General features: G+C 62.4%; 9 protein-coding genes. 3 read left to right on the top strand and 6 right to left on the bottom strand.

What is annotated here, in order from left to right:
• The first annotated feature begins 4 nt into the window (after positions 1–4).
• Together IPM12_02250 and IPM12_02245 are read left to right on the top strand one after the other, a co-directional pair.
• Complete coding sequence (locus IPM12_02250; GenBank protein ID MBK9146623.1) at positions 5–1588, top strand: PD40 domain-containing protein; 1584 nt, start codon at positions 5–7, stop codon at positions 1586–1588.
• 40 nt (positions 1589–1628) lie between these two features.
• A complete protein-coding gene (locus tag IPM12_02245; protein ID MBK9146622.1) occupies positions 1629–2594 on the top strand; it encodes a PorP/SprF family type IX secretion system membrane protein in 966 nt (321 codons plus the stop codon).
• Positions 2595–2704: 110 nt separating this feature from the next.
• On the opposite strand, the gene IPM12_02240 is transcribed toward IPM12_02245, so the two are convergent.
• On the bottom strand, positions 2705–4612 hold the full coding sequence (locus tag IPM12_02240) for an ABC-F family ATP-binding cassette domain-containing protein (GenBank protein ID MBK9146621.1): 1908 nt from the start codon (positions 4610–4612) through the stop codon (positions 2705–2707).
• A gap of 73 nt (positions 4613–4685) precedes the next feature.
• Here IPM12_02240 and IPM12_02235 point away from each other — a divergent pair, with 73 nt between their 5' ends.
• On the top strand, positions 4686–5519 hold the full coding sequence (locus tag IPM12_02235; GenBank protein MBK9146620.1) for a tRNA glutamyl-Q synthetase: 834 nt from the start codon (positions 4686–4688) through the stop codon (positions 5517–5519).
• 221 nt (positions 5520–5740) lie between these two features.
• Here the strand turns inward: IPM12_02235 and IPM12_02230 are convergent, their stop codons facing one another.
• Genes IPM12_02230 through IPM12_02210 form a run of 5 tightly spaced genes read right to left on the bottom strand, consistent with a single transcriptional unit; the run spans position 5741 to position 12518 of the window.
• Positions 5741–7192 carry a hypothetical protein gene (locus IPM12_02230; protein MBK9146619.1) on the bottom strand — a complete coding sequence of 484 codons (1452 nt, stop codon included), beginning with the start codon at positions 7190–7192 and terminating at the stop codon, positions 5741–5743.
• A 14-nt stretch (positions 7193–7206) separates the two neighbouring features.
• Positions 7207–8991 (bottom strand): tetratricopeptide repeat protein, encoded by a 1785-nt coding sequence (locus IPM12_02225; protein MBK9146618.1) that lies wholly within the window; start codon positions 8989–8991, stop codon positions 7207–7209.
• A gap of 36 nt (positions 8992–9027) precedes the next feature.
• Positions 9028–9351 (bottom strand): LytTR family transcriptional regulator, encoded by a 324-nt coding sequence (locus IPM12_02220; protein ID MBK9146617.1) that lies wholly within the window; start codon positions 9349–9351, stop codon positions 9028–9030.
• Between the two features lie 3 nt (positions 9352–9354).
• Entirely contained in the window at positions 9355–11205 is a 1851-nt protein-coding gene (locus IPM12_02215; protein ID MBK9146616.1) for a T9SS type A sorting domain-containing protein, read from the bottom strand.
• A complete protein-coding gene (locus IPM12_02210) occupies positions 11202–12518 on the bottom strand; it encodes a hypothetical protein (GenBank protein ID MBK9146615.1) in 1317 nt (438 codons plus the stop codon). The genes IPM12_02215 and IPM12_02210 overlap by 4 nt, the downstream gene beginning before the upstream one ends.
• Between the last annotated feature and the right edge of the window lie 46 nt (positions 12519–12564).

Below are 12564 nucleotides of genomic sequence, written 5' to 3'. Positions count from 1 at the left end.
ACACATGGAACGGAAACTCTCCACCGCGCTTTTGTTGATGGCAGCCACCGGCCTGTTCGCACAGAACGGCTACAGGCGCCCGCACAATCAGATGCTCGATCAGGCCAAGTTGCATCTGGCCGCCGAGGATTATACCGAAGCCGCGCGCATCTACAAGAAGCTGCTTCCGGTCGACACGGCCTTCGTGGAAGTGTACTACGAGTACGGGGTGTGCCTCGCCAACCTGCCGGGTCAGCGCGATAAGGCTGTGCCTCACCTCGAACGCGCCGTCCGCGGCGGGCATACTGAAGCCCATTACGAGCTGGCGAAGCAGCGCCACCGCCAGCAGCGCTTCGATGAAGCCGCCGACCTGCTCCTTCGTTACAAACAGCTGAATTATCGTGCGGTGAAGGACGCTGAGGTTGATCGCCTTGTCGCCATGGCCAACACCGCTAAGGACCTGGTGAGGCAGCCCATCGAAGTGGAGATCCGCAACCTGGGCGCGCTGATCAATTCGCCGCAGCACGACTACTGCCCACTGATCACGGCCGATGGCAACACGATGTACTTCACCAGCCGACGCGAAGGCACCAGCGGCAACCTGAAGGACCCCACAGGCCAATGGCTGGAGGACATCTATGTGGCCAAGCGCATCGACGAGTTGTGGACCAATGCCTTGAACGTAGGCGGCCCGCTGAACACCAACACGCACGATGCAACCGTGGGCCTCAATCCTGATGGTTCGAGCATGATCGTGTACCACACCAGCGAGGACCTGGTAGCCGGCGACCTCTTTGAAACGCGCTTGCACGCTGGCAAATGGCAGCAGCCTCAACTGATGACCGCTCAGATCAACAGCAAGCACCACGAGCCAAGCGCCAGCATAGCGCCCGGGGGCGATGAGATCTATTTCACCAGCGATCGCCCCGGCGGCTTCGGTGGCCGCGACCTGTATCGCATCCGCAGGCTGCCGAATGGTGAATGGAGCCTGCCGCTGAACCTCGGGCCCAAGATCAACACGCCTTACGATGAAGACGCCCCCTTCATGCACAGCGATGGCATCACGCTCTTCTTCAGCAGCAAGGGCCATCGCACCATGGGCGGTTACGACATCTTCAAAGCCACGCTCACTGATGCCGACATGAACGGCTGGAGCCTGCCCGAGAACATGGGCTACCCGCTGAACACGGTGAATGATGACATCTACTTCTGCTTGAGCGAGGACGGCTACACCGGCTATTTCAGCAGTGAGCGGCCCGGCGGCATGGGCATGCAGGACATCTATCAGGTGAGCTTCCCCGGCAGCCAGCTCGATTACATGGTGGCCCGTGGCGTGGTGGCCGATGCGGGCGATGAGCCCGTGAAGGCCCGTATCCTGCTCACCGATGAGTTCGGTGACGAGGTGGTCGGCGTGTACAACACCAACGAAAGCACCGGCCGCTACATCATGGTGCTGAGCCCCGGCCAGAAGTACAACATGAGCGTCGAGGCGCCCGGCTTCGCCATCCATCGCGCGGCAATCGTCGCGAAGGCCACCGATCACGATGGCCGCGAGATGGCGCTCGACATCCGCCTGGACCGCGACGCCTCCGTGCAGCGCATGAAGTAGCATGAATGGGCCGCGCACGAGAGCAACGTTGTCAGGGCTGTTGGCAGCTTTCGCGCTGACGGCCCAGGACGCGCAGTTCTCGCAGTTCTATGCCCTGCCCACCTTCGTGAGCCCGGCGTTCGCAGGCACCGGGACACAGACCCGCATGGGCGTAGCTGTGCGCGATCAATGGCCCGCATTCCCCGGCGCCTTCATCAGCAGCAATTTCGCGCTCGATCACTACATGCCCGGCGTTAACAGCGGCGTGGGCCTGCTGGTGTCGCATGACAAGGCCGGAAGCGGCGCGCTTCGGTACAGCAGCATCACTGGCCAGTATGCATACGAGATCGAGCTGAAGCGGAAGGTCTTCCTGCGTCCAGCGCTCCAGATCGGCTGGGCAAATCATGCGGTGGACTACTCGAAGCTGGTCTTCAGCGATCAGCTGGCGCGCGGCGGTGACGTGGGCACCTATGAATACCTCGCGGGCCGCAGCGTCAACTACGCCGATTTCGGGGGAGGGCTGCTCTACTTCACTCCGAAGTATTGGCTGGGCACGAGCTTCCACCATCTCAACCGCCCGAATCAATCACTGCTGGGCAACGAGGCGCGCATGCCCATCAAGTTCAGCATGCATGGCGGCTGGCGCACGACGTTCCGCACGCCCATCATCAAGCAGCACCCGCAGAACCTGGTGCTCGCCTTCAATTACCGCTCGCAGGAGAAGTATGATCAGCTCGACCTTGGCGGGTACTTCGAGCGGTCGCCATTCTACGCGGGGCTGTGGTACCGTGGCATCCCCTTGGTCAAGCGCTACGCCCAGGGCTTCGCGAACCGTGATGCCCTGGCATTCCTCGGCGGCGTCATCATCAATGACCTGCGGATCGGATACAGTTACGACCTCACGGTGTCACGCCTCGCCGGGCAAAGCGGTGGAGCGCATGAGATCACGCTGGGCTACGAGATGGCCTCGCGCAGCAAGAAGCGCAGCATGAGCAAGCGCCGCGTGGTGCCTTGCGCCAAGTTCTGATCGGCGCAAGGTTGGGCATTGAGGCCGGTGCGCGGCCGCCTCTGTTCTTAGGGGTTGCAGGTTGCCATGCCGCGGAGGCCTCAACCATTTCCTGAGCCAACCTGCGACCCTCAACCTATCCTCTCCGAAAGCTCCAGCCACCGGTCCATCATGAGATCCAGCGCTGCGATGGTCTTCTCGAGCTCGATGCTGTGCTCCATCATCTTGTGGTGATCGGTGCCGCCGGTGGCCATGGTCGCCAAGAGCTCCTCCTTGCGCGCTTCCAGCTTCGGCATCTCCTTGTCCATGCGCTGCAGCTCCAGTTTCTCAGCGTAGGTGAGCTTCTTGCGGTCGCCTTCGTTGGGCACCGTCGCCGCTAGGCCCTGCGTAGCGGCCTTGGTGCTCCCGGCCCCGCTTTCGCGGCGTGCGCGATCGGCTTCGGCCTTCTCCGCCTCCCGCAGCTCCGTGTAGCTGCCCACCCATTCCTTGATCACGCCTTCGCCTTTGAAGACAAGCAGTTTCGTGCAGAGCTTGTCCATGAAGAAGCGGTCGTGGCTCACGATGAGCTGGCAGATGTCGAGGTCCATGAGGAATTCCTCGAGCGCATTGAGCGTGGGTATGTCGAGGTCGTTGGTGGGCTCGTCAAGGACTAGCACGTTCGGGTTCTTCATGAGCACCATGCACAGGTAGAGCCGCCGGCGTTCGCCGCCGCTCAGCGTGCTGATGGCCTGGTACTGCTGCTCCTTGTCGAAGAGGAAGCGCTCGAGCAATTGTGATGCGGTGAGCGTTCGCCCCTTGTTCAGGGGAATCACTTCCGCGATGTCACGCACGGCCTCCACGATCCGCTGATCCTCCTTGAACGCCGGCATCTGCTGGCCGAAGGTGCCCAGCACCACGGTGTCGCCGATGCTCACGGTGCCCTGATCGGGTTTCATGCGGCCCAACAGCAGCTCGATGAAGGTGGTCTTGCCGATGCCGTTCGGGCCTACGATGCCGATCCGATCCCCGCGTTTCAGCGAATAGCTGAAGTGCAGCACGATGGGCCTGTAGCTCTCGGGCCTATCCCGGGAACCGAAGGCCTTGGTAAGGTTGCGTGCCTCGATCACCTTGCCACCGAGCCGGTCGGTCTTCACCTCAAGCTTCACCTCCTCTCGATCGAAGCGCCGCGTGGCGTCGGCCTTGATCTCCTCGAACTTGTCCAAGCGGCTCTTGCTCTTTGTGCCGCGCGCGCGGGGCATCTTGCGCACCCATTCCAGCTCGCGCTTCATCAGCCCGCGCAGGTGCTGTTGCGTGGCCTCGCGAACCTCATCCGCTGCTGCCTTCTTCTCCAGGTACCAGGTGTAGTTGCCCTTGTAGCGCGTGAATTTCCCGAATTCCATCTCGATGATCTCGTCGCAGACATTGTCGAGGAAGTACCGGTCATGCGTTACCAGCAGCAGCGTCATCCCCGGGGTGTTCAGCTCTTCTTCGAGCTGCTCGATCATGTTCATGTCGAGGTGGTTGGTGGGCTCGTCGAGGATCAGCACATCAGGCTGGTCGATGAGCACCTTGGCCATGGCCAGTCTTTTCTGCTGGCCGCCGCTCAAGGTATTCACGGGTTGCTCCAGGTCTCTCAGGCCGAAGCGATGCGCCAAGGCCTTCACGCGCGCCTCATGGTCCCAAGCCTTGAGTTCTTCCATGCGCTCGATGGCCTTATGCATGAGCTGATCATCCGCATGCTGAGCCAGCGCATGCTCATAGGCCTTGATCGCATCGCTCACCGGATCGTCGCGGTCGAGCATCTCATCCACTACCGTCCGCGTGCTCGTCATCTGCACGTTCTGGTCCAAGTATCCCACGCGGATGCCCTTGTTGAAGGTGACGATGCCGCTATCCGGCCGCTCCACTCCGGCGATGCATTTCAGCAGGGTGCTCTTGCCCGTGCCGTTGCGCGCCACGATGGCCGTCTTCTGGCCTTTCTCCAGGCCGAAGCTCACGCCCTCGAAGAGCTGGCGCGGGCCATAGCGCTTGGCCAGGCGTTCGACGGAAAGGACGTTCATGGGGAGCTCGGAAGGGGCGCGAAGGTCGCATGCGCGGCGGACTCCCAACTCCAATGGCTCCTAGGTTTGCCGAATGCTCCGCACCCGCATCGCCCCAACACCAAGCGGCTTGCTGCATGCGGGCAACGCGATCAACTTCCTCCTTACGGATGAGGTCGCGCGCAGCTTCGGGGCCAGCATCCGTTTGCGCATCGATGATCTTGATGCGGACCGGCTGCGGCCGGCGTTCGTAGAGGATGTCTTCGAGTCCCTTCGCTGGCTTGGCATCGCTTGGCAGGAGGGACCCGTGGATGCCAAGGATCATGAGCGCCGGTTCTCGCAGCACGCCCGCGTCAGCCGATACCTGGAGCAGATCGATCTGTTGAAGGAGCAGGGCGACCTGTACGCTTGCGCATGCTCACGCACGGAGCTTCGTAAGGGCGCCTGTGCGTGCCGGAATGGCAGCAGGAGCATGAATGACCCGCGGGCCGCGTGGCGCTTGCGCCTGCCGAGCGATGCGGAGGTTCGCGTCGTGGACCTTTTCGGTCGGGAGCGTTGGCTTAGGCTCGCCGCGCTCATGCCCGATCCCGTGCTTCGGCAGCGCGAGGAGTTGGGTGCACGTCCCGCGTACCAGATCGCTTCGCTGGTTGATGATGTTGACCACGGCGCCACGCACATCGTACGCGGAGAGGACCTGTTGCCATCATCCGCCTGCCAGCTGTACCTCGCGGAGCGGCTCGGGCTGGAAGCCTTCACGAGTGTCGTTTTCCTGCATCATCCGCTCATCACGGATGCGGCGGGCGCGAAGCTCTCGAAGAGCGCTGGCGCGGATTCGCTGAAGGCGATGCGCACCCAAGGCGGTGATCCGACCGGGCTTCGTGCCCGGGCCCATGACCTTCTGGCGCGATTGAGGAGGGGCGCTCCGTAGGGACTGCGACCATGGTGGGTCCTCCGGCGGATCCCAGCGCCACAGGGCTGAGCTGGGCGGATGCTGAAGAAGCGCGGGCATAGGATCCTGCGATGAACGAGGAGCGGAACAGACGAGCCATGGGGAAGGGGGATGGACCCCAGAAAATTGCGCCTTCCAATAGCCCTTGGTTCAACCCGATCGGGTGAAGGCACTCCACCGGCGGGTGAACGGATACCGGGCTATCGGGCTACCATGACCGGTAGGATCCGCGTTCCTTCCGGCGCGGAAAGCCGAAGGGTGTAGTGGCCTGCACCTTGACCGCTCAGATCAAGCAGCAGACCATCGGCGTCGATGGACACCGGAATCTTGAGCTCCCTTCCGGATGCGTCGAAAAGGTGTGCGCCGGTGGATCGGAGCAGTACGCCCGGCCAGTGCACCCGCAAAGGGCCGGATGCGGGTTGCGGCCAAAGCCGGGGCCCGGCCCGGTCCACCGGCGTTCCCGCAACGGCGGTCACCAGGTCCACATCCATTTGGAACAGCAGGGCTCCGCCGAACTTGCTGTTGAAGGGCTGGAACGCGAGGCCGTTGTTGTTGATGAAGCCGCCCACCACCAGATCGCCATGCACATCCACGCCCCAGGCGGCCGCCGTGTCGTTCGGGAAGATGTGGCCGCCTTTCAGCTCGGGAAGGTCCGGATCCGTGATGTCATATACCAGTACCTCACTATCGCCGGCGCTCATCACCAGCAGGCTGTCGTTGAGCGCCAGCACAAGTTCATTGGCGTGCCCATCGCTGCCGAACCAGCTCAGGCCGAAGCAGCCCCATGGGTTCAGCCATTCGAGCTGAGTCGGAGCCAGGGGATTGCTCACGTCCAGCACTTCGAGCCCGCAGAAATCCGTTGCCAAGAAGAGCCGGTCGCCCAGTAGCTTCACGTTGTTGTACGCTACATTGGTGAGTGCCGGGTGCTGCGGATTGAGGTATTGCGCGAGCTGGAAAGGTGCTGCGGGGTCGCTGATGGAAAGCACGCGCAGGCCGCCAGCATCGTATGCGAGGTACATGATCGTATCAGCGATGACCATGCCGCGCGCGTTGGGTGGATAGCTGGCGATGCCCGGCCAGGCTGGATCAGGCTGGTAGCTGCCGTGGTATTGCGGATCGGCCGGGTCGCTGATGTCCAGCACGAGTATGCCATCGGCCATGGCCCCTATGTAGGCGTAGTTGCCTTGCACCTGCACGATGGCCCCACCGTGGGTGAAGGGAAGGTGGTTGTACTGCCCGAGCAGCTGCGGATCGGCGGGATCGCTGATGTCGAGCACCGCGAGGCCCGGCGTGCCGCTATCCAATTCGCCGAGCACGGCGTAGAGCAGGTCGCCATACTGCTCGAGGTTGATCACTTTGTGCCCGCCGAAGCCTGCAGGCAGCATGCGCTTCACGATCCCCGCCGAAGTTGGCGTGCTGATATCCCACACGTACAATCCCGAATCGCGGCACGCGAGATACACATACGGCCGATCCAGGCGGTCGATGCGGCTGCTGAGGACGGGTGCGCTGAAGCCTGCCGGGAATTGCACGTACGGGAACTGATGGCGGCTGAGCTCCGTGAGATTGACCGCATCGATGGACTGCGCAACGGAGGCGGTTGCGGAGCATGTGGCCGCCGCGAGCGCGATCATGCGGCAAGTCCGTTCCATATGCCGAAGGTAGATCAACCGGTCCGTTTGAAATTGCGCGCAACAAGCCGCACTGAGGTGCCTTTCTTGCTGGTAATGGTGTGCTCCGCCTTCAGCCTGCCTGCGAACGTGCGGATCATGCCCAGGCCGAAGCCGGTGCCGCCTTCCGATACCGACGCGGGGTCGGCCATGCCTACGCCATCGTCGGCCACTTCCACCACCAGTGCCCCATCCGATTCCTGCACAGCAACGGTAAGCGTGCCCGTTCGGGCATGGGGCCATGCGTATTTGAGCGCGTTGGTGATGAGCTCGTTGAGGATGAGCCCGATTGGCACGGCCGTGTCCACGTCCAGCCTGATGGGTGCCACGCGCAGGTCGGTGCGTACGCGATCGGCCATGCCGTAGCTTGTGATGAGGCCGTTGACCAGCTTATCCAAGTACATCGGCATTGCTACGCCGGTGAGGTCGCCTTCGCGGTAAAGGTCCTGGTGGATGAGCGCCATGCTCTTCACCCGGAGGCGGCTGTCGTTCACGGCCTCCTTCGCTTTGGTGTCGGTGATGCCTCGCCCTTGGATGCTCAGCAAGCTGCTCACGGTCTGCAGGTTGTTCTTCACCCGGTGGTGGATCTCGCGGAGCAGCAGTTCCTTCTCCTTCAATTGCGCCTCGATGACCTGTTTTTGGGCCAATACCTCCCGTTCGCCCCTCCGCTTCATGCGATACGCCCGGAAGGCGAATAGCGCGGCAACGAGCAGCACTGCGGCACCTGCGGCGATGGCCTTGATGGTGAGGGCGCGGCGCTCAAGCTGGGCCTTGTTCTCGGTGATGAGCGCGTCCTTCTTTCCGCTTTCGTACTTCTCCTGCATCTCAGCGATCTGAGCGCTTCGCTCCGTACTGAAGATCGTGTCGTGCAACGCGGTGGCCTGCTTGAAATGAAAGAGCGCCGAATCATGCAGGCCCCGCTCCTCGAACCAATCGCTGAGGAACTCATGCGCATTAGCCTGCACATCGCTCGCCTTCACGGCGGTGGCGAGCGAAAGGCCCTCGCGCATGTGCATCAGCGCACTGTCCTGATCGCCTGCCTTGCCGTGCAGGCGGCCGAGATCGGCCAGCATGTTGGCCCGTGTGTTCTCATCTTCGCCCACGGGCATGATGGCCATGGCGCTCCGCAGGATGTGCAGAGCCTCCGCGCTCCGCCCCAGCTCGTCCAGGGCGTTGGCCAGGTTCATGCGCGTGGTGGCGGCATAGCGATCGAACCCTAGGGCGGTCAGGATCGTGTCCGCCTGCCGGTAGTACGCAACGGATTGATCGAATTCCCGCTGCTCATACAGGATGTTGCCCATGTTGTTGGACACGTTGGCCATCCATACGGAGTCGGGAATGCCGCGGAAGCCCCTGAGCGCGACCTCGTACTGAGCTGCCGCCTTGTCGAACCGGTGCAATTTCTCGTGCACCGTGCCGATGTTGTTGTACGCCATGGCGGTGTACCAGGGATCGGCCCCGCGCTCGAAATGGGGAAGCGCCGCGAGGTAATGCAGCAGCGCATTGTCATGGTCGCTGCGGCTCGTATAGCACATGCCCGTGTAGTTGTGCCCCTTGCCGATCTCCAGATCCATGCCGCTGCGCTCGGCGATCCCCCTGTACTCCGCAGCGAACACCAGTGCGCTGTCGGGATCATTGAACACGGTGGCGCGCAGCAGCTCGGTTAGCACCCCCAGCCGCGATGTGTCTTGCGGCAGCCCATCGCGCACGCGCAGCAGGCTGTCGAGCTGGGCATTCGCCTGCATGGCGATGAATACAGCGATGAGGGCCGTAGCACGCATGGCCGCAAGTTGGGGAAACACCAAGCGCCCCCCAACTCAGATCATCCGCAGCTGCTTCAGCACCTCACCTCGGAAGCTCCGCCCGATCGGAAGCCATTTGTCCCCCACATGCAGGCCGTTGTCGCTCACGGCCTGCACACGCTCCAGGTTCACCGCGTGGCAGCGGTGGATGCGCTGGATACGCTCGTCCGCCAAGGTGTCCAGCACGTCCTTCAACATGCGCGGCACGGTGAAGGTGCGTGATGCGGTGTGAACGGTGGTGCTGTTGTCCTCTGCTTCCAGGTACAGCAGCTCGCTCACGGCCACGCGGCTCCATTGCCGCCCATCGCGCACGAAGACCGCTTTGCCTGCGGGTGCCATCGATCACTGTTTGATGAAGCGCGCTGTGCGGACCTCCCCGCCGTCCGTCCAACGCAGCATGTGCATGCCCGCGCTGAGATCACGGACATCCATGGTCATGAACGGCTGCGCGGTTCCTGAGTTGACCACGCGACCCTGTGCATCCACCACTTCGAAGGCTGCACCCGGGACAAGTCCTGTCATGTTCAACACATCGATGGCCGGCACAGGGAAGAGCGCAACACCGCCACTCTCCGCTGCGACGACCCCGGTATTGATGTTCACCACCACGGTGATGTTGATGCTGTACGAGCAGAAGTTCGCGTCCATCACGTCGCAGCTGTAGTTCCCCCCTGCAGTGATGGTTGTGGTGGGCGATGTGGAACCCGTGCTCCAGTTGTACGAGTTGAAGGAGGCGTTCAAGCCGAGCTGGTACGGAAGGTCACTGGCGAGTATGGTGATCGTCGGCGCCTGCATGGCATTGGTGCTCGCGGTGTACTCATCGGCACCCATGTCGCACATCGGGTTGCCGCGTGCATCGCCATCGATATCGCTCGCCACCACGAAGAAGTATTCGCCCATGTTGTCCATGGCGCAGTTGTTCAGGTGGAGATCGGGCTGGATGGGGAACACGGGATCCACATCCGTGTCGCCTGATCCCTGCCCCGTCCCGCTCTGGTGCGCTGGGATGGTGACGTGCTCGATGCCAGCTACACTGCTGATGGTGGTGCCGGAGGAGAACAGGCAGTTGTGGTCCTCGGTGGCCACATTGCCGGCTACGTTCACGTTGTAGGCCAAGCCGCCTGCAGAGTTGGCGAAGATGTTATTGCGCACCAGCGCATCCTGCCCGTCGGGGAAGTTGCTCAAGTGGTAGAAGGCGTAGCTCTGGAACTGGTTGCCAGCGGCCACGAGCACGCTGTTGTGCACGATCTTCATGTCCCAGAGATTGTACACGGCCAGGCCCCAAACATCGCCAGGGGCGCTGCAATAGATCATGTTGTTGCTGATCATGTTTCCGGTGGTGCTCTGCGTATTCCCCACCTCGATTCCGGTGCAGCCTCCGCTCACGGCGATGGCCCTGATGTCGTTGCGGCGGATCTGGCTGCCGCCGTCGAAGAAGGTGGTGCGGATGCCCACGTACCAGCTGCCCACGGTGGTGCTGAGGTCATTGTCGCCGATCTGCCCCCTGCAGTTGTTCAGGTACACCCCCGTTCCCACCTGCTGGCGGAATTCGTTGCCGGTGATGATCAACCCGTCGGACCGCGCACCTGCGAAACCGTAACAATCCAACTCAATGGCCGTGTTGCCATCGAGGAAGGAATTATCGATGATGATGACGTCCTGCGGGTTGTTGTTGGTATTGATGACCGCCTGATCGCAATGCACCAGGATGCGCTCGAAGTAGGCCGAGCCCGATGGGTTGGCGCTTCCGTGGAACACGCACTGCTCGATCGTCATGCCCGCAATGGCATTGAAGAAGTGCACGGCGCGGGCGTACGTGTAGTCCAACGGACGGAAGGTGAGCTTCTCCATGCGGACGTCATCGGTGCCATCGATGCGGATGATGAAGTTGTCCGCCGATCCGCTGGCGTCGTGCTCGAGGTTCACGGCCTGCGCACCGTTGGTCTCGTTGCGGAACGTGATGGTTCCGGGCGTGCCGGGCACCGCGCCCAGCACATATTGTCCGCTATAGGTGCCCGGCCGGATGTTGAAGGTGACATTGCCCATTGCGCCCTGGCTCATGAGCGCGTTCACAGCAGCGGTGATGGTGGCGTAGTCCGGGTTGTTGCCGCCCACGGTCTTGGTGCCCGTGAGCTGGGCGCCAGCAATGAACGGTGCAACAAGCAGGGCGAGAAGCGCTGAGAGGTGTTTCATGGGGTTGAGAGTTTATTCAGTAGTCCCTTGCCTTTGTTCAGGAGGTTGCCGGAGCCGCTTTTCTGCGGCGCGGCGCCAGTGGATTGCTGCCTGGTGCTGGATCCCGTGGCGGGCTGCGGCGCGCTGCTTCCCGTGCACAGCATGCCGGGTTCAAAGCTGCGGATGCGCGCGATGTTGTCCGCGTCGGTCCACATCCACACCTCGAGCGCGATGAACTTGTACTCTTCGCCCACCTTCTGCCCGTTCTTCCAGCCACCGCCGAACCGACCGATGTGCATGCGGGTATGCTTGTCCTGCGTGGCGTTCCAGAGCTCGATGGCGTCCTGCTGATGGTGCTTCACGCCGGGATCGGGGCAGTATTGCTCCGCATAGGTGCTCTTTCCGCCGAACGCGGCGGCCACGGCCCCGTTGATCACCTCGGCACCCTGCGGTGTGAGCCGCGTGGTGCTGCCCTCCGCGAAATAGGATGGTGCCAGCATGCGCATAAGATAGGCCTCGAACTGCTTGGCGTTGCTCTCGCGCAGGAGCTTGTGCGTATGCAGGAATACCTCCATATCGCTCTTGAACTCCGGGATGCCCACCTCGCCTAGTGCGGCCAGATCGCGCTGTGCCTGTTGCTCCTCCAGCAGATTGCGGAAGGTAGGCATGGCCCGCAGCTCCTCCGCTGGCAGGGTGCGCTGATCGCCTTCCGTGCGGTCGCGCCCGATGGCGACGATGTTCTCCTTCCACGGCGCACTCACGGCGTCGCGGTAGAAGCGCGTGTCGATCCTCTCCCGGATGGTGGTGAGGTGCACGTTGCTGGTCTTCGCGTCATACTCCACCTCCACCGGTATGGTGAAGGAGAGCGGCGTATGCCAGAGGACGCCCTCGCCTTCGGGGATGCGCAGGTAGTGCAGGTCACCGACCATCTTGCCCGCGCGGTGTCCAAGGAATTGGAGGTAACGCTCGCGGATCATCCCGAGCATCTCGTCCTTGCGGGGAGCCGGCAGGCCGAAGTACTCGTTCTCCGCCACCTTGAACTCCCGGAAGCTCGTGCTCGCACCATAGTGGTAGCGTGCTATGCCGGTGATCTTTACCGTAGCCTTCGGATACTCGGCCACCTCGGCGCTCCGCGTGACATAGGCTACACGGTCCCACATGTATTGTCCGTGCGCGCTGTGCCACTCCTTCGTCGTGGGACCGGGCGAAAGCTCCACCTTGAGCACACCGGTCTTGGTGAGGTCCTTGATGATCTGGGCGTCGGATGGCTGGGCGTGGACCGCGAACGCAGCTAGGCCCAATGTGACGATGAGTGAAAGGGTGCGAGCGCGCATCGCTGTGGTTGTTCTGCGACACGAACGTGCGAAGACCGATCCATCA

The organism is Flavobacteriales bacterium (assembly GCA_016716605.1).
Taxonomy (GTDB): Bacteria; Bacteroidota; Bacteroidia; order Flavobacteriales_F; family PHOS-HE28; genus PHOS-HE28.
The sequence above is the reverse complement of the archived record's forward strand: the minus strand, read 5'-3'. Positions and strand labels throughout refer to the sequence as shown.